Origin of the sequence: Variovorax gossypii (assembly GCF_003965815.1) — a bacterium.
In the GTDB taxonomy this organism is placed as follows: domain Bacteria; phylum Pseudomonadota; class Gammaproteobacteria; order Burkholderiales; family Burkholderiaceae_C; genus Variovorax; species Variovorax gossypii.
The window spans coordinates 819,495-837,790 of the sequence record NZ_RXOE01000002.1; the positions used below are offsets into that span (position 1 = coordinate 819,495).

General features: G+C 63.8%; 16 protein-coding genes. 9 read left to right on the forward strand and 7 right to left on the reverse strand.

Going from position 1 to position 18,296, the window contains the following annotated elements; genetic code table 11:
- Positions 1–9 precede the first annotated feature (9 nt).
- The 6 genes from EJP69_RS11435 to EJP69_RS11460 are packed head-to-tail and all read right to left on the reverse strand — an operon-like array spanning position 10 to position 5,994.
- Complete coding sequence (locus EJP69_RS11435; protein WP_126470157.1) at positions 10–1,461, reverse strand: aldehyde dehydrogenase; 1,452 nt, start codon at positions 1,459–1,461, stop codon at positions 10–12.
- A 56-nt stretch (positions 1,462–1,517) separates the two neighbouring features.
- The gene (locus tag EJP69_RS11440; RefSeq protein WP_093299878.1) at positions 1,518–2,237 is read right to left on the reverse strand and encodes an ABC transporter ATP-binding protein; all 720 of its coding nucleotides are present in this window, start codon (positions 2,235–2,237) and stop codon (positions 1,518–1,520) included.
- Positions 2,234–2,992 carry an ABC transporter ATP-binding protein gene (locus EJP69_RS11445; RefSeq protein ID WP_126470159.1) on the reverse strand — a complete coding sequence of 253 codons (759 nt, stop codon included), beginning with the start codon at positions 2,990–2,992 and terminating at the stop codon, positions 2,234–2,236. Before EJP69_RS11445 ends, EJP69_RS11440 begins: the two co-directional genes overlap by 4 nt.
- Complete coding sequence (locus EJP69_RS11450; protein WP_170217092.1) at positions 2,989–3,894, reverse strand: branched-chain amino acid ABC transporter permease; 906 nt, start codon at positions 3,892–3,894, stop codon at positions 2,989–2,991. Before EJP69_RS11450 ends, EJP69_RS11445 begins: the two co-directional genes overlap by 4 nt.
- Positions 3,895–3,911: 17 nt before the next feature.
- Complete coding sequence (locus EJP69_RS11455; protein WP_093196254.1) at positions 3,912–4,790, reverse strand: branched-chain amino acid ABC transporter permease; 879 nt, start codon at positions 4,788–4,790, stop codon at positions 3,912–3,914.
- A gap of 4 nt (positions 4,791–4,794) precedes the next feature.
- Positions 4,795–5,994: an amino acid ABC transporter substrate-binding protein gene (locus EJP69_RS11460; protein WP_126470161.1), complete on the reverse strand. Its 1,200-nt coding sequence runs from the start codon at positions 5,992–5,994 to the stop codon at positions 4,795–4,797.
- Positions 5,995–6,230: 236 nt separating this feature from the next.
- On the opposite strand from EJP69_RS11460, the gene EJP69_RS11465 reads away from it, so the two are divergent.
- From EJP69_RS11465 to EJP69_RS11475, 3 genes are all read left to right on the forward strand, one after another.
- The gene (locus tag EJP69_RS11465; RefSeq protein WP_126470163.1) at positions 6,231–7,187 is read left to right on the forward strand and encodes an AraC-like ligand-binding domain-containing protein; all 957 of its coding nucleotides are present in this window, start codon (positions 6,231–6,233) and stop codon (positions 7,185–7,187) included.
- A gap of 179 nt (positions 7,188–7,366) precedes the next feature.
- Positions 7,367–8,032, forward strand: a complete 666-nt coding sequence (locus tag EJP69_RS11470; RefSeq protein ID WP_126470164.1) for a peptidoglycan recognition protein family protein — start codon at positions 7,367–7,369, stop codon at positions 8,030–8,032.
- Positions 8,029–8,601 (forward strand): hypothetical protein, encoded by a 573-nt coding sequence (locus EJP69_RS11475; RefSeq protein WP_126470166.1) that lies wholly within the window; start codon positions 8,029–8,031, stop codon positions 8,599–8,601. Before EJP69_RS11470 ends, EJP69_RS11475 begins: the two co-directional genes overlap by 4 nt.
- 40 nt (positions 8,602–8,641) lie before the next feature.
- Here EJP69_RS11475 and EJP69_RS11480 read toward each other — a convergent pair whose 3' ends face one another.
- Positions 8,642–10,306, reverse strand: coding sequence for a SulP family inorganic anion transporter (locus tag EJP69_RS11480; RefSeq protein ID WP_206169317.1), 1,665 nt, complete (start codon positions 10,304–10,306; stop codon positions 8,642–8,644).
- A 130-nt stretch (positions 10,307–10,436) separates the two neighbouring features.
- Here EJP69_RS11480 and EJP69_RS11485 point away from each other — a divergent pair, with 130 nt between their 5' ends.
- The 6 genes from EJP69_RS11485 (at position 10,437) to EJP69_RS11515 (ending at position 18,286) form a co-directional block, all read left to right on the forward strand.
- On the forward strand, positions 10,437–11,057 hold the full coding sequence (locus EJP69_RS11485) for a DUF4337 domain-containing protein (protein ID WP_093196251.1): 621 nt from the start codon (positions 10,437–10,439) through the stop codon (positions 11,055–11,057).
- 669 nt (positions 11,058–11,726) lie between these two features.
- On the forward strand, positions 11,727–15,767 hold the full coding sequence (locus EJP69_RS11490; protein ID WP_476718503.1) for an RHS repeat-associated core domain-containing protein: 4,041 nt from the start codon (positions 11,727–11,729) through the stop codon (positions 15,765–15,767).
- A gap of 12 nt (positions 15,768–15,779) precedes the next feature.
- Entirely contained in the window at positions 15,780–16,265 is a 486-nt protein-coding gene (locus tag EJP69_RS11495; protein ID WP_093196245.1) for a tetratricopeptide repeat protein, read from the forward strand.
- A 984-nt stretch (positions 16,266–17,249) separates the two neighbouring features.
- A complete protein-coding gene (locus EJP69_RS11505; protein WP_126470170.1) occupies positions 17,250–17,621 on the forward strand; it encodes a hypothetical protein in 372 nt (123 codons plus the stop codon).
- Positions 17,622–17,709: 88 nt separating this feature from the next.
- Positions 17,710–18,051, forward strand: coding sequence for a hypothetical protein (locus tag EJP69_RS11510; protein WP_126470172.1), 342 nt, complete (start codon positions 17,710–17,712; stop codon positions 18,049–18,051).
- Entirely contained in the window at positions 18,044–18,286 is a 243-nt protein-coding gene (locus EJP69_RS11515; RefSeq protein WP_126470174.1) for a DUF7336 domain-containing protein, read from the forward strand. The genes EJP69_RS11510 and EJP69_RS11515 overlap by 8 nt, the downstream gene beginning before the upstream one ends.
- The last annotated feature ends 10 nt before the right edge of the window (positions 18,287–18,296 follow it).

The window sequence follows — 18,296 nt, forward strand, 5'->3', positions numbered from 1 at the left end:
CGCGCCCGCTCAGAAAGGGTAGTGGCGCGGCGTGGTCTGCACCGTGATCCAGCGCAGCTCCGTGAAGGCCTCCACGCCCGCGCGCCCGCCGAAGCGGCCGTAGCCCGAGGCCTTGACGCCGCCGAAGGGCATCTGCGCCTCGTCGTGAACCGTGGGGCCGTTGACGTGGCAGATGCCGGCCTCGATGCGCTGCGCCACGTTCCATGCGCGCGCCACGTCGCGGCCGAACACCGCTGACGACAGGCCGAACTCGTTGTCGTTGGCGATGGTCACGGCTTCCTCCACGCCATTCACGCGCACGACGGCCTTCACCGGCGCGAAGGATTCCTCGCGGTAGATCTCCATCGCGGGCGTCACGTGGTCGAGCACGGTGGCGGGCATCAGCGTGTTCTCGGCCTTGCCGCCACACACCAGCTTCGCGCCCTTGGCCAGCGCGTCGTCGATGAGCGCGTTGCAGCGCTTCACCGTGCTCATGTCGACCACCGAGCCGAGCACGACAGGGCCTTCGCGCGGATCGCCCAGAGGCAGCGCCTGCGCGCGGGCCGCGAACTTCGAGACGAACTCGTCGGCCACCGCGCTGTCGACCACGATGCGCTCGGTCGACATGCAGATCTGGCCCGAGTTGGCGAAGGAGCCGAAGATGGCGGCGTTGACTGCCGCGTCGATGTCCGCGTCGTCCAGCACCACGAAGGGTGCCTTGCCGCCGAGTTCGAGCACGGCGGGCTTGAGGTACTTCGCGCAGGTCTGAGCGATCAGCCGGCCCACGCGCGTGGAACCCGTGAAGTTGACGCGCCGCACGGCAGGGTGGGCCACCATCGCCTCGACCACCGCGCCGGCATCGGCGGGGGCGTTGGTCACGAAGTTGACGACGCCCCTGGGCAGGCCGGCCTCGATCAGCGATTCGATGATGAGCGCGTGCGTCTGCGGGCATAGCTCCGAGCCCTTCAGCACCACCGTGTTGCCGCAGGCCAGCGGCGTGGCGATGGCGCGCGTGGCGAGGATCACTGGCGCGTTCCACGGCGCGATGCCGACTACCACGCCCGCCGCCTGCCGCACGCCCATTGCGAGGCTGCCGGGCACGTCGGAGGGAATCACTTCGCCGGCGATCTGCGTGGTGAGCGATGCGGCCTCTGTGAGGATGCCGGCCGCCAGATGCACGTTGAAGCCAGCCCACAGGGCGGAAGCGCCGGTCTCGTGGGCCATCGCCTGCACGAAGGCGTCGGCGCGCGCCTCAAGCGCGTGCGCGGCCTTCAGCAGCGCGGCGCGGCGCTCGTTGGGGCCGGTGGCCGACCATGCGGCGAAGGCGCGGTGCGCGGCCTCGACCGCGGCGACAGCGTCGGCCGGCGTGGCGGCCGGCGCACGCGTGGCGATGCCACCGTCCAGCGGGTTGCGGCGCTCGAAGGTCGCGCCGCCGGTGGCCGCGCGGCGCTCGCCGTCGATGAGCATGGAGATGTCGGTCATGGGGTGTCCTTTGCAAACAAGGGAAGGAAGAAGGGGGAGGAAGGAAAGAGGGCGGATCAGGCGACGCCCAGGTAGGCCTGGCGCACCGCGTCGGAGTTCAGCAGCGCCTGCGCTTCGCCCGAGGCCACGACGCGTCCGCGTTCGAGCACATAGCCGCGGTCGGCGGCCTGCAGCGCCTTGCGCACGTTCTGCTCGACCATCAGCACCGTCACGCCCTGCGAGGCGATGCGGCGCACGATGGAAAGCAGTTCGTCGACCATGCGCGGTGCGAGGCCCAGCGAGGGCTCGTCGAGCATCAGCAGGCGCGGCCCGCTCATCATGGCGCGCGCCACCGCCACCATCTGCTGCTCGCCGCCGCTCATGGTGCCGGCGAGCTGCGCGGCGCGTTCCTTCAGGCGCGGAAAGTCCTCGAAGGCGCGGGCGAGCCGCTCGGCGCGCAGCCGCGCCGGAATGAGCCAACCGCCGAGCTCGAGGTTCTCGGTGACCGTCATCTGCGGAAAGAGCTGGCGCCCCTCGGCCACCAGCGCAAGGCCGCGCCGCACGCAGGCCGTGGCGTCGGCCGATGGCAGCGCCGCGCCGTCGAGCAGCACCTCGCCGGCTCGAGGCAGCAGGCCGGCCAGTGCCTTCAGCAGCGTGGTCTTGCCCGCGCCGTTCGGCCCCAGCACGACGGTCACGCCGGGCCGCACGTCGAGGCTCATGTCCTGAATCACCTGGAAGCCGTGATAGCCGGCCGACAGCCCGCGCACGCTCATGTGGCTGTTGTTCTGTGCGCTCATGCCGTCGCCTCCATCTCGTCGCCGAGGTAGGCCTCGACCACCTCCGCGTTGCGCACCACCTCCGCCGGCGTGCCGTCGGCGATCTTGCGGCCCTGGTGCAGCACCAGCACGCGCTCGACGTACTTCAGCAGCGTGGCCACCGCGTGCTCGATCCACACGACAGTGAGTCCGTGCTCGTCGCGCAGCCGGCGGATGCGCCGCGCCATCGCGTCGACCTCGGCTTCTGTCAGGCCCGCCGCCACCTCGTCGAGCAGCAGCACGCGCGGCCGGGTGCCGAGCGCCATGCCGATCTCCAGCAGCCGCTGCTGCGAGGGCGTGATGTCGGCGGCGACGTTCCGTGCCAGGCCCCCGAGGCCCAGCATGTCGAGGATCTCGCCCGTGCTGCCCAGACCGGAGATGGGCTCGCGGTGCCTTCCGGCGAACTGCATGCCGAAGCGCACGTTGTCTTCGAGCGTCATGTCGGCCATCACGCGTGGCGTCTGGAAGGTGCGCGCGATGCCGTGGGCCGCGTACAGGTGCGGACCGCGGCGCGTGAGGTCGATGCCGTTCTCGACCAGCAGCGTGCCCGAGGTGGGCATGACCACACCCGAGATCGCATTGAAGAAGGTCGTCTTGCCCGCGCCGTTCGGCCCGATGATGCCGACGATCTCGCCCGCATGAAGCGTGGCGCTGACCGCATCGACCGCAGTAAGGCCGCCGAAGCGCACTGTGAGCTCGCGGGCTTCCAGCAGGAGTTGTTGCTGCCGATTGCTCATGGCCTTGCCTCCGCTGCCTTGCGCCGCCACAGCGACGCAAGGCCGTTGGGCAGGTACATCACGCACAGGATCAGCAGCAGCCCCAGCACCATCATGTAGCCGTAGGGCAGCTGCAGCCGCAGCGTTTCCGACAGCAGGCTGAACACGATGGCGGCAGCCACCGGTCCGCCGATGCTGGCCGCGCCGCCGATCATCGCGATGAGCACCGTCTGGAAGCCGATGAAGGGGCTGAACACTGCGGGTGGATCGATGTACGTCCAGCGCACCGCCATGGCCGCACCGACCGCGCCGGCGAAGGCGGCGGTGAGCGCGAAGCCCATCACCTTCATGCGGCGCGTATCCACGCCCAGCGTCTGCGCGCGCTGCTCGTCGGCGCCGATGCCCGAGAGCGCGAGGCCGAAGCGGCTGCGCTTGACCAGCAGGGCGGTGGCGATCGCCGCGCCCGCGATCGCGAGCACCGTGAGGTAGACCGTCTCGTTCGACGGCACCACCGTCAGCACGCGCCCGACCGTGCCCGACACCTGCTTCTCGACGAAGGTCACGGCATGGCGGATCAGCTCCGTCATGCCGAAGGTCAGCACCGCGAAGTAGGTGCCGCGCAAGTGCAGCACCGCCGCGCCCATCAGCACCGCCACCGCGCTCGCGATAGCCGCGCCGCTCAATATCACCAGCGGCCAGGGCAGCACTTCGAGCAGCGTCGCGCTCGCATACGCGCCAAGTCCGAAGAAGGCCGAGGTGGCGAGCGAAAGGTAGCGCGTGGCGCCGCAGAACAGCGACCAGCTCGTGGCCAGCGCTATGTACATCAGGCAGCCGAGCGCCACCGAGGCCACGAACTCGCTCGCGATCCACGGCACGGCGGCCGCCAGCGCGAGGCCGATGCACAGCACCCACCAGGGCCTCATTGTCGAAGGGGAGGAAATCATTTTCTGGAGAACAGTCCGTTGGGCCGCCAGATCAGCACGCCGATGAACACGGCGTACGACAGCAGCATCTTGAGCGAGGGGCTGGTGAAGTGCATGCCCAGCGCTTCCACGACGCCCAGCAGCAGGCCGCCGACCAGGCTGCCCGCGATGCTGCCGAAGCCGCCGAGGGTGATGACGATCAGCGCCGTCACCGTGTAGGGCTCGCCCATCGAGGGAGAGATTTCATAGGTCATCGAAAGCAGCGAGCCCGCCACGCCCGACAGGCCCAGGCCGATGCCGAACATCAGCGGATGCAGCCGCTTCGTGTTGATGCCCACGAGCTGCGCGCCGGTGGGCGACTGCATCAGCGCGCGCACCGCCTTGCCCAGCAGCGTGAGCTTGAGCAGCGCGATGAGCACCAGGCTCAGCGCCAGCGCCACGCCGAACAGCACCAGCTTGTTGGCGGTGAAGCGCATCTCGCCCACCTGCACCGGGTCGGCCAGGTAGTCGTAGCCGCGCAGGTCGCCGCCCCACACGAGAAGGGCTGTGTTCTGCACCAGGAACATCAGGCCGAAGCCCACCATCAGGCTGCGCGCCTCGAACACGTCCACGTTCGGCGCGCGCGCCGCCACCTGGCGGAAGCACAGCCAGTGCACCGCCATGCCCAGAGCCATCAGCAGAAGGAAGGCAATGGGCATGAAGAGCAGCGGCGACACGCCCAGTGCGGTGTGCGCCCACCACGTCGCGAAGGCGCCCAGCATCAGGAACTCGCCGTGCGAGATGTTCATGATGCGCATCAGCCCGTACTGCAGGTTCAGCCCGATGGCCACCAGCGCGTAGATGCCGCCCGTGATCAGTCCGCCGGCAAGAAGCTCGGCCCATCCAGAGAAAGACACGTCGTTATTTCCAGGCCGGTTTCGGCATCAGCTGCGCGGTGGCGCGGTCTTTGGGCCAGACGACTTCGAAGTCGCTGCCCTGCCATTGCGACACCGTGCCTGGAATGGATGCGTTCTCGCTGCCCTCGAAACGGATCGGGCCGAGGATGGTCTTGAACTCGGTCTTGGCGATGTGTTCGCGCAATGCCTTGCGGTCGAGCCCGATCTTCTCCACCGCCTGCTGCAGGATCTGCAGGCCGGCCCATGCATGGCCGCTGGCCCAGCGGTCGGGCTCCTTGCCGAACTTCTTCGTGTGCGCATCGAAGTACGCTTTTGCCTCGGGGCTGGTCTTGCCGTTCCACGAGCCCATGCCGATCACGCCCTCTGTGTTGGCGGCCATCACGTTCTTGTAGAGCTGGAAGGCCGTGCCCACCGAGGCGTAGAAGTACTTCGGGTTGAAGCCCACTTCGCGCGCCTGCCGGCTCGCGAGGATGGTGTCGGGCGGGTAGGTGATGCCGATGAAGGCGTCGGGGTTCAGGTCCTTGATGGTGCGCAGCACCGGCGCGAGGTCCTTCACGCCCAGCGGGTAGCTCTTGCGCTCGACCACCTGGATGCTCGTCTTCTTCAGCGCGTTGTTCAGTGCCGCGAAGTTCTCCAGGCCGAACAGGTCGTCCATGTAGACGATGGCGATTGTCTTCACGTTGTTCGCCACCAGCATGTCGACCAGCGCACCCATCATCTTGTCGGGCTGCTGCAGCAGCGAGAAGAAAAAGGGCAGGCGCATGTCGATCAGCTTGCGCGAAAGCGCGGTGGGCGCCAGCAGCGGATAGCCGAAGCGGTTGGCCAGCGGCGCGACCGCGAAGTTGGCGCCCGAACCCCAGGGCGGCAGCACGAGGTCGACCTTGTCGCTGCCCATGAGCTTCTCGAAGGTGCGCACGCAGGTCTCGGTCTCGCTGCGGTCGTCGTAGCCGATCAGCTCGATGGGCCGCTTCGCACCCTTCACCGAAAGCCCGCCCGCCGCGTTGACCTGCTCGGCCCACAGCAGGTAGTTGGGCTCCTGGCTCACCTGCGCGCCGGCGGCCCACGGGCCGGTGCGCGCGATGGCGTAGCCGATCTTCACGGGGCCGCCCGTGCTGTTCTGTGCGAACAGTTGCGGCGCGACGGCGGCCGCGCCCAGGGCGGTGGCGGTGCCCTTGATCCAGTGACGGCGATTGGGTCCAAGCATTGAGGTCTCCTCCGGGCGTCGGTATGCGCCCGCTGCCTGGGATCGTAGAAATCGGGGGCTTCGGGTGCTGTGCCGGCCGTGCACAAAGCACTTGTCGCTGCGTGCAGGCGCCTAGTGGTTAACCCGCAATCCCTTGCGCCCTGAAGGCGCTTCACAATGCGCGGCAACCCGGCTTCGTGCTGAAATCTTTCGTTCTCGTCGTTCCGACCCGTCCCTGTCTTCGTCGCCCAGCCTGCATGACCGCCTCATTGCTCCTGTCCACCGACCAGATCCCGCCCAAGGAGCGCGGGCCGCTGTGGTGCGAATGGGTGTGGCGCCACTTCGGCGGCCTGGGCTCCGACCTCTACGACGACAGCGAATTCGACGGCCACCTCGCGGCATCGCACGCGGGCGACGTGATCCTCACGCGGCTGGAGGCCAACCGCCACCGCGTGCTGCGCACCACGCAGATGGCGCGAATGAGCGAGGCCCCGTACCTGAAGATCGTCGCGCCCTGGCAGGGCTCGGCCGAGGTCACGCAGCGCGGCCGCGCCGCCGCCGTGCGCTCGGGCGGCTGGACGCTCTACGACACCACCGCCGACTACACCGTGGCGAACCCCGAGCGCAGCGACCACCTGATCGTGATGCTGCCCAAGGACCAGATCGCATCGCCCGCGCTGCCGCTCAACGACCTGGTGGCGCGCCGCATCGGCGGCGGCAGCGGCATCTCTCGCGTGGCGCTGGAGACCATGCGCAACACGTATCTCGAGCTGCCTTTCATGAGCGAAGCGGCGGCGCGAGGTGCGGGCGAGCTGCTGATACAGCTTGTGCGCCTTTCACTCATGGAGTTGGCAGGGCAGGAAACGCCACAGACGCAGCGCGAAGCATTGAAGGACCGCATCCGCCGCCACGTCGCGCAGAACCTGCACGACCCTTCGCTCTCGATAGACAGCATGGCGCTGGCCCTGCGCTGCAGCAAGCGCCTGCTGCACAGCGCCTTCGCCGACGACGACGAGACGCTCAACGGCTACATCCAGCACCAGCGGCTGGCCGCGAGCATCCGCGAGCTGCTCGATCCGACGAACGCGGCGAGGTCGATCACCGACATCGCGCTGGCTTCGGGCTTCGGCAATCTCTCGCACTTCAGCCGCGTGTTCCGCGAGCACACGGGCGGCAGCCCGAGCGAGTTCAGGCGGCAGGCGGCGTTGCGCTGACCGACGCGAACACTGCGTCAGCGGTAGCGCAGAAAAGCGGCAACTCGGGCCGCTACAAATCAAATTTTCGGGTCGATATCATCCCGGGCGGGTGCATCGAAGCAAGCCTGCAGGTTGAGGAACTTGCATGTTCCGGTGCACCCGCATCAACAACGAGAAATTAATTTCCGGGAGGCCGTATGGCAATTCAAATTGCCACGGATGGAATGATCATTCACGCGAAAGTCCGCAATGCGCGCAGCCCTGCGATCGAACGCGGTAGACGTACGAGCACGATCACAGGCATCGTCGTGCATCAGACCGATGCGGACACTTCAGCGTCCTCGCTGAACAGCTACACGCGCCCAAAGGCCAATGGCGCGCATTTTCTTGTCGACACCGATGGCACTATTTACCAGACCGCCGCGATCTACCAGCGCACGAACCATGTCGGGCCGCTGAAGGCGAGGTGCCTGATCACCGGGAAGTACTCTCCGCGAGACTACCCTGCGGGCGTGAACGCGGTGGACCTGATGCATCGCATCGAGATGCGCAGGGCACCTGGCGACCGGTATCCAGGCAACATGGAGGCCATCGGCATCGAGATGGTGGGCAGAGCCAGACTACCAGCGGGGTTTCAGGTGCCACGAAACAACAAACTCTCCATGGACGAATTGAGAGGAAGGTACGGTGTATATGACACACCGACCGCAGCCCAGAACCAGACACTCTCGTGGCTTGTCAAGGCACTAGAGGACTCCATGCAGATCGCACCGAGCGAGATATTTCGACATCCGGAAGCCAGCAGAAAAAATACGACCGAGGCACAAGGTGCGAATTGGAATCTGGTGGTCCCGACGCCATGAAAAAAGTCATCGTTCTTGCGGTAACGCTGGCTACCGCAGCTATGGCCCTGTCGGTTCACGCGGCAGACAAGCGCTATCCGGCAGCCTTCGTAAAGTCGATCAAGATCGACAACCCGTCGGGGAAAACAGCGTGGGAGAACAAAGATTTTCTGGATTGCCAGGATGTTGTCTTGACCGTCGAAGATGTGTTCTATGCGCTACGTCATATGCGGAGGGTCTCAAAGAAGTCGTATCTCGTGCCGCAGGCGCAAGAAACCGGATGCGAGGGCAGTGCGCTCGTTACGTTCAAGAACGGAAAGATCCTCGCTATCGGTATCGAACCCACGGGGAGAATCAGTACCGCGGAGTTGAACGAAGCGCTTGGGCCCACGACCGACCCCGGAAGCTACTACGAGTGCGAACCTTGCAACGATCGCAAGATGGCAATGCTCAAAGATGCTCTGAATCGGGCAGATGAGCGGCGCCTCAAGCGATTGGAGGCAGAAGGTCAGATTCCGCCAGGTCAGGCGGAACCACGACTTAAGGTTCTGCGGGAAAGCCGCGAGCCCAAGCCACCCTCCAGGAACTGAAATCCATACGGTTGAACACGCTGTATCCAGTGGTACGTGATCAAGAAGACCGTGGCGTCCTGCTTTCTTCTGGCTGCACCGCGTCGTCCACGCTCCACGGCGCGTACACCTCGGCGTGCAGGTCGGGCGAATTCACCTTCGCGAGCAGGTCGCGCACGTCGTCCTTCACGCGCGCCAGTGAGAGACGAAGGCCTCGCACGCGCACGTAGGCAGCGAAGTCGCACAGCGCCTCGATGCTGGTCGCGTCGAGGTCGGGCGACTCTTCCAGGCTCAGCACCATGCGCTGCAACCCCGGTGTGGCGTCGATGCGCGCGCGGATCGACGCGAACACCGCATCCGCATTGCCGAAGAAGAGCGGCACCTCGGGCCGTGCGATGAGCACGCCCGGCGGCACCACCGCCTCGGGGTGCCGTGCGATGTCGACGAAATCGTGGCTCTGGCCCAGCCGCCCGAGCCAGCTCACGGTGGTGCGCGAGAAGCCGCGCAGCAGCAAGAGCAGGCTCACGCCGATGGCCGCCAGCAGGCCGTCGAGCACGCCCAGCACCAGCACCGCCGCGACCGCCACCAGGGCGACGAGCCGGTCGCGCCGCCACTCGAAGTAGGGCCGCAGCGCCGCCGGGTTGAGCGTGTGGCTCACCGCGTGGATCACGATGGCCGCCAGCAGCGGCTCGGGCGTGTGCGCGATCCACGGCAGCAGCGTGAGCACCGCCAGCAGCACCACCAGCCCCGCCACGATGCCGGCCGCGCGGCTCCTCGCGCCCGCGGATTCATTGGCCGACGTGGCCGAGTAGCCCGCGCCCACCGGCATGCCCTGGAAGAGCGCCGACAGCAGGTTCGCGCCTCCCAGCGCCAGCAGGTCACGGTTGGCCGACACGTTGTCGCCATGGCGCATGGCGAAAGTGCGGATCGAGCCGTACGACTCGGCATAGAGAATCAACGCCATCGCGAAGGCCAGTCCGCCGAGGGTCTGCCACTGTGCGCGGTCGAGCTGCGGCACGGTCGGGTGCGAGAAGTCGAGCGAGATAGGCCCCACAGCCGCCACGCCCCAGGCCTGGCACAGGCCGTTCACGTCGAGCACGATGCCGGCCACGATCACCAGCAGCGCGGCCGGCACCGCGCGCCAGCGCGCCAGACCGCGCAGCAGCACGAGCGCCACCAGCGCCATCGCCGCGCCCGCGATGTTCCAGTGCCGCCATTCAGCCGCAAGCCCGGCGACGAGCCTGAAGAAATCGCTGTGCGCCGGATGCACAGCCAGCACCTTCGGCAGCTGCTTGACGACGATGGTGAGCGCCAACCCCAGTGCGAAGCCGCGCAGCACCGGCTTGGCGATCAGGCTCGACACCGCGCCCAGCCGCGCGACGCCCGCGATGACGAAGAACACTCCCGCCAGCAGAACGATGCCCATGCCCATCGCGAGCCGCGTGGCGGTGTCCACACCCGTCACCGACGTGGTGGCCGCGAACAGCACCGCGGCGGAAGAAGAGGTGGCGGAAACGATTGCGAAGCGGCTGCTGCCGAAGAGACCGTAGACCAGCAGGCCCGCGAAGAGTGCGATTACGCCCGCCTGCGGCGGCAGCCCTGCGATGCCCGAATAGGCCACCGCCTCGGGCAACAGCAGGCCCGCGATGGAAACACCCGCCACGATGTCGGCGAAGCCGGGTCGGCGGGCGTTGGCAGTCGGTGTCGGCGAGGTTTCGGTGGCCATGGCAGGCAGGCAAGTGTGCGGTTGCCGCACGATGCTGGCAATGGCTCGCGGACCGGAAGCTGACTCCGCGCAACAGTGCATACTCGCGCGCGCCCGGAAAACCCATATTTCAACGACAAGCAAGGACCCCATGTCAGGACACGGCTTTCACGTGCACGGCCCGCACGACCACGAACTCGAACACGCAACGAACGGCGGCCACGGCCATTCGGAATCGTCAGGAGACCACGAGCATTCCGGCGGAATGAGCAGCACGAGCAAGATCGCGATGTGCACCGCGGTCATCGCCACCTTCGGCGCCATCTTCGCGTACATGGGCGGCGCCACGCAGGCCAACGCCGGCATCTACAAGAACAACGCCGCGATCAAGAAGACCGAAGCCTCCAACCAGTGGAATTACTTCCAGTCGAAGAGCACCAAGCAGGCCCTCGCCGAGTTTGCACGCGACACCGCGACCGACGACGCACGCAAGCAGGGCTGGCAGGCCAAGGTGACGCGCTACGAGCAGGAGAAGACGGAGATCCAGACCGAGGCGAAAAAGCTGGAGGCGGAAGCGAGCAAGTGGGATGCGCAGTCGGATGAGCAGATGCATCAGCATCATCGGTGGGCTCAGGCTACTACTGTGTTGCAGGTTTCCATTGCGTTGGCGGCCATTGCTCTACTGACCAAGAACAAGTGGTTGGAGAGGGCGATGTTTGGGGTGGCTGTGGCGGGGTTGGCTGTGGGTGGGTTGGCGGCGGTGCACGTATAGGTAGGGCAGCGTGGGCCGAATGTATGTGCCTACGCTGAATGATGTGGGCGGCGGAATTCGGTTCTGCATGCCATCAGGCTGTCGTTGTCGGTGTGCAGGCTCTCAGCTAGGCTGAAAAAGCTTGTACAGAGTGTGCGTCGCGACGGCATGCGTCACTTGAGGGATTAGTCAGCTGCTAAAAAGATGCTGATCTTTGCAGGCGATGGGCATTTGGTCTGAGCTATTCAGGTACATAACCGAGAAAGCATGAGGGAGAGTGCGATGAGGGAGGGAAAGAGGTCTTTGCATGCATGGCTTTCATCGAGTCGTCACGCGCATCGTGTGTTCGGGTGGCTATGCAAGGCGGCAATGATCCTTTTTGTGCCGTTTTTTTTCTGCTGGCCATCTCTTGCTTCGGCTTACGTGCCTTACGAGGTGGGATACCGTCTCGATATAGGGGTGTGGCACCCGCTGTCGGAATCACCAGAGCAAGCTTGCGAGGTTGGATCTAAGGCTTGGCTCGGAGATCCTTCTCGCTACCTGTCATCAAGCGTCGGATCCGACGCGAGATGTTCGTTGCGGTACACCATGACAAATGGCATCGAAAACACGATGACGTTTATCGTTTCGGCAGTTTCTAATGGCCAGTGTTCCAGCAACAGCGTAGAGGAACAAGCCCCCAGCGGCGGGATGGCATGCCAATGTAGGCCCGGTTTTTTGGAGAATGCCGGCGCTACGGCCTGCGAAGCTGCTGCCCCCGAGCCTAAACAGTTAGCCGGTCCATTGTGCAAGGCGCCTATTGCCGGTATATGGACGCCATTTCCCATCGCGCTAGCGTCTGCAGAAAAGTACCGCTCAGAACTTGACTGGGCCGATTCGGGTCCAGCGCCTCTAACTCTGATCCGTACCTATCGCAGCAATTGGGGAAATGACACCTCACGGCCCAATAGCGAGTTGGGTCGAGTGTGGACCCACAACCATGCCATCCACCTCAAGCTGACCCCCGTTAACTCGCCGAGCACGGCCACAATCACCAGCCCCGAAGGCTACCTGCGCAGCTTCATCAAGGCGGCAGGGACCTCGACTTGGAGCGCCGCCAACGGTGCCGATACTCTGACCGAAGCTGGGGGCGTCTGGTTCTATAAGCGTGCTGACGACGACTCCGTCACGGCCTTCACTGCCGACGGCAAGCCTCAGACCACGACTGAGCGAAACGGCTTTGTCACCACCTATGGCTATGACGGTGCTGGATACCTTGGCACCGTTAGCAATTCCTTTGGGCGCTCCCTGGTCTTTTCGTATGCCAACGACAAATTGGCTTCCGTCACTACACCCGATGGCCGCGTCATCGGCTACACCTATGATGCTTCAGGTCGTCTGGTCACTGTGGCCTACCCCGATGGCAAGAGTCGGTCCTTTCTCTACGAAAACAGCACCTACCCGCTAGCCCTTACCGGCATCCTCGACGAGGCAGGCGCACGTTGGGGCACGTTCAGCTACGACAGCCAGGGCAGAGCCATCGCCAGTGAACTGGCTGGCGGCGTCTCGCGCTACCAGGCTAGTTACCCTTCCAGCCGCTCGGCGACGGTGGTCGATCCACTCAACACCAGCCGAGGCTACGGCTATAGCATCATCAAGGGCAGGCTGGCCGTGACTGCTGGCAGTCTCCCTTCTGGGGAAGGCGAACCCGATGCGGCCAGTCGTGTGCAAGATGTCAACGGCCTCGTCAGCAGTGAGATCGACTTCTTGGGCTTCCGTACCGACTATGTATGGGACACAGCCCGCCGTCTGCCCACCAGTGTCACTGAAGCCGTTGGCACCGATGCCCGCACGGTCACGACGCAATGGCACGCGACCTTCTCGCTGCCCCTGCTGGTCACCGAGCCCGGTCGCACCACCGCCTACACCTACGACGCCGTCGGCAACGTCCTGACCCGCACGGTCGCGGACACGGTGACCAACAAGGCCCAACTCTGGCAGTGGACCTACAACGCTTCGCAACTGGTCGATACCGCCACCGAGCCCAACGGCGCGGTGACGAGCTACACCTACGACACCCGAGGCAACGTCCTCACCTCCACCAACGCCTTGGGCCATGTGACTCAGTATGGCTACGACCTCGCCAACCGAGTCGTCAGCTCGACAGGCCCCAACGGCCTGGTCACCACCTACACCTACGACCAGCGCGACCGCCTGCTGACCCAGAGCACCGGCGGCCAGACCACGGTTCTCACCTACAAGCCCTACGGCACGGTCGAGACAGTGTCCTTGCCCAGCGGCCTCGTCCTGACCTACGCCTACGACGCGGCCCACCGCCTGACCGGCTGGAGCAACAACCGAGGCGAGTCCGGCACCTACACCCTGGACGGCATGGGCAACCGCACCGCCGAGCAGATCAAGGACAGCGCCGGCAACGTCGCCTGGAGCGTGGCGCGAACCATCAACAACATCAACCGCCTCTCGGGCAGGACCGAAGGCGCGAACCAGAGCAGCACCTTCGGCTACGACGCCAACGGCGAGCTGACCAGTTCGACCAACGGCCTGAACCAGAGCACCAACTACGGCCTGGACAGCCTGCGCCGCGTCAAGAGCGTCACCGACGCAGCCAACGCCAGCGCCACCCTGAAGTACAACGCCCTGGATGCCGTCACCGAGGCCAAGGACTTCAAGGGCGTGGTGACCGCCTATGGCCGCGATGCCCAAGGCAATGCCACCACCGAGAGCAGCGCAGACACGGGAGGCTCCAGCACCCAGTACGACAACCTCGGCCTGCCCAGCCAGGTCACCGATGCGCTGGGCCAGGCGACCACCATCACCCGGGACGCCCTGGGCCGCCCCACCGGGATGGTCTTCGCCGACGGCAAGACCACCACCCTGCGCTACGACCTCACGGCCAACAGCAAGGGGTATCTGTCGGAGATCCTCGACCGCAGCGGCACCACCGAGTACACCCGCGATGCGTTCGGGCGCATCACGCTCAAGAAGCAGACCCTCGCAACAGGCACGAGTACGGGCAGCGTCCAGCAGGTCAGCTACGCCTACAACCCCAACGGCACCCTGGCGAGCATCGGCTATCCCAACGGCGGCACCCTCAGCCACGTCTACGACGCCACGGGCCGCCTCACGGGCCTGAACTGGAACGGCACCCCGCTGGTCAGCGGCATCGCCTGGAACCCGCTGGGCCAGCCCACCACCTGGACCTGGGCCTTCACCACCGGCAGCCCGCAGCTCACGGCCAGCCGCAGCTACAACACCGCAGGCCGACTCACGAGCACCGAGTTCAGCAGCTACGGCTATGACGCCGCAGGCCGCATCACGAGCCTCACGCAGAACCTGAACCTGCCCGGCGACACCGATCCGACCCACAGCACCATCGCCAATGCGAACGTGACCTGGAGCGTGGGCTACAACAGTGTGGGTCGCATCACCAGCTTCAACGCCACGGGCAACACAGCAGGCTTCGGCTACGACGCCAACGGCAACCGATCCAGCAGCACCCGGGTGCTGAACGGCCAGACGACGAGCCGCACCTACACGGTGGGCGCCAGCAGCAACCAGCTCACGGGCTTCACCCAGAGCATCAACGGAGCGAGCAACACCAGCGTCACCTACGGCTACAACGCCAACGGCGACCTGCTCACCGACGGGCTGCGCAGCTACACCTACGATGCCGAAGGCAGGCTGGCGGCTGCAACGACAGGCGCCACCGATGTGAGCCCGACCACGCGCTACGCGCACAACGCGCTGGGGCAGCGGGTGTTCAAGACGGAGCCGCTGTACCCGCCGAGCCAGGGTGACGAGGCCGACCCGGGCTTCATGGCCAGCCTGATCGCGTTCTTCACGAAGCTCTGGAGCCCGACGACCGCAACAGCTGAGCAGCTGGGCTACGCCTACGTCTACGACGAGCAGGGCACGCTGATCGCGGAGGTGGGCAGCGGGGGCACAGCCAGTGCGGGGCAGAGCCAGTACATCTATCTGCCGACCGCAAATGGGCCGATGCCGATTGCGGCCGTGATCGATGGCGCCACCTACGCCATCCACAGCGATCACCTGAACACCCCGAGGAAGCTGAGCAGCGCGGACGGGCAAGCTGTCTGGCAGTGGGGCTACAGCGCCTTCGGGGAGGACAAGCCCACCACGGCAAGGAACAGGTTCGCCAACACGGAGATCACCCCCAACCCGGGCACTACGAACATCGCGGAGGTGAAGTTCAACCTGCGCTATCCGGGGCAGTACGCGGATGAGGAGTCGGGGCTGAGCTACAACTACTTCCGCAGCTACGACGCCAGGACCGGGCGGTACAGCCAGCCGGACCCGATCGGGCTCGATGGCGGGTGGAATCAGTATTCCTATGCCGAATTGAATCCGTTGCTGTATAGCGACTCGACGGGTTTGACATCGGTGGCAGCGTGTGCCAATCCCGCGAACGCTGCTGCCTGCGCAGCTGCGGGCATTGGCATTGCCGGAGCAGCTGCCGTTGTTGCACCTCCTGCACCTCCAGTCCAGCCAGAGCCGAGCCCGAGCCTTTGGGATAGGTTTATCGACTGGTGTATGGAAAGTCGCGGGCGTGGAGAGCGTGGCGCCACCGGAGGTACTTCAGGGAAGGGGACGAACAACCCCTACAAGCATTGCAGAGATCATCCAACCGACCCGAATAAGATCATTTGCAAAGACCACCAAACGGGCAAGACCAACGAAAAGAAAAAACCTGCTGATTGGCCTACACGTTGAAAGGAGTCATCCATGGATGGGCATAGCAATGAATACACAAGCCTCTTTGATGAGGCCAACGAAGCATGGGATGCAGGCGAAAGGAAAAAAGCCTTTCAACTCTTTTTAGCTGCAGCGCTCAACGGGGAGGAGGATGCATTTAATAGTGTGGGCTACTTTCTCGATCATGGGATTGGCGTCAAGAAGGATCCAGCAGGTGCATATCGGTGGTATCGACGCGCGGCCATGCGAGGTAATCTTGCAGGATGCCTCAATATGGGCGTGTGGTATCGCGACGCCGATAATCTACGCCGCTCGAAGTTCTGGTTTGAGAGGGCATATGCGCAAGGCGATGGGTCAGCAGCATACGAACTCGGAAAGATCTTCCTGCACAAGCGTTCGAGTGCTAGTGCCCAGCGAGCATTGCTGTATCTGACTGCCGCCGCCAAATCCAAATACATCAGCGAAGATGAGCGCGTGGAGGCAAAGAATCTGCTAACCAATATGAAGCGCAAATAGGCGCAGGGGGAATCGGAGTCAGACTTCCGTTAATTTTATGACTTGGGAATATCGAGTAATGAACCGAGGTGGCGAGGTCGCTATCTACGAGGTCTACTACTATGAAGACGGTAGGGTGCAGGGTCACAGCGCGGAACCAACTTTTCCTGCGGGCGAAACCGTTGAAGAGCTACGAGCCAACTGCGAGTTGTACCTTGCTGCACTCCGGAAGCCAGTTCTCGAATACAGCAGTTAGCGAGGGTCAGGGTTCGGTCTTGCTCGGTGCCCTAGATTTTCAATGAACAGAGAAGGCCGCTTGTTACTTTGGCCGCTCAGACTGGGGTTGGCGGGCAGCGTTGCTTGTGGCCGCGTGGCTGATACGGCATGGTGTAAAAGTTCTTCAGAGATGGTTCTCCAATGAGCCTCGGATTGTTGATTCCCTCGTGGACTTGAGAAAAGTTCAATCGCTCCCCAAGAGCAGTTGGTTGTACCGTCCATAAGGGGAAAAATAACCTTTACTCGCCTCCGAAATGAAGAGAGTTGTTGTTGCCCTTGTGTCTTTAACCATCTTGGTGGCCGTACTTCTAGTCATCGCCTCCGAAACATATATCTTGGTTGCGGATGGCCCTCTTTACCCGAGGAGAACTCTGGGCGAGCCAGATTCGAAGGCGAACGTAATAGCGCAAGTTCGTGCCGGGCAGGAGTTGAAAGTCACAGGGTGCGTCGACTACAAGAGTGACATCGCGGTTCAGGTGCGCCTGGATGAGCAAATTGGCTACATAAGTGATGGCGACTTTCACCTGATGAGGTTGCCATGGCGAGTCAGATTCGCCTCCTTAGACCTTGACTCGGTCGTTTGGTCTTGCCACGGCTTCTTCAACAACAGAAAAACTGAGGGCTGAAGATGTCACATGAAAATGCAGGGTCAGGATCTCGTCTCTTCTGCAAGGCGAGCTTGGCGAGTCCATACATCGTGCGCGAGGTCCCACAGAGTCAGCATCTCAAATGAACCATTTGCTTCTCCCGAGAAGTATCACCACCAACAGGCAAGAGGAAGCGCCAGACATGAGCCTCGGGGGCTGCTTCTATGACCATCTTCGATCGAATGAAGGGGAGTTGATCGGCGTCCGATACTGGTTGATTGAGTCTGTGAAATTCGAGGAGCACCCGGTTTACTCCCAGTTTCTCGGTGATGGGCGATTCGCTTTCGACCAAGCTGGCAACTACGTGGATATCGTTTTTGATGAACGCAGTATGGCGTTTCTTCGGAAGGGGGCGATCACGGTTGAGACCGTACAGGATTTCGGTGGAGAGCGTGTTGTGAAGTGCGGCGAGCAGTTCGGCATAGCTCTTGCAATTTCAGATGATTGGCAATGAGCCAGCAAGAATCGGGCAACCCCGTAGGAGATGCGTGCTACTACTACAGCATTCGACTGCTGATAAGAAATACGCCCATACCTTCGACATGACCGATTTTTCCCTTCATTTCCCAACCGGCCTTGCCGAGCCGACCTTGGACGACAACGTCGACGTCCATATCAAACTGCGAGACGGCCGCGCATTTGCCGTGACCTTCTTCACCGTCTCCAATCTGACAACACTCATGGCTCGCTGGGGACGGACCGGGGAGTGCGCGCACGGCCTGTATGTCTGTGCGACGAACATGATCGTGGTGCAGGAAATCTCGCAAGCGGTGATAAGAAGAGTCGCCCAGGATCTTGTCGAGACTAGGCAGATCGAGTCAGTGGGCCATCTGATTCATTCGGCCGAGCATGTTGAGTCGACGGGAAGCGAAATGAATGACTGATGTCTTTCTTGTTCACCATGTCCATCAACTTCCTGATGCGGAGGAAGACGTCAAGCTGCTGGGTGTCTTTTCATCCGAGGCAAGGGCAGTGCTTGCGATTGACCGCGCCCGCAATCTGACAGGCTTCTCGGAGGCGCTCGATGGTTTCAGTGTCGACAAGTATCAGGTCGACAAGAGCGCGTGGACCGAAGGCTTCTTGACTTGGGGTCAAGCCGAAGACAAAGGGAATGGGTGAGTTGCGAAGA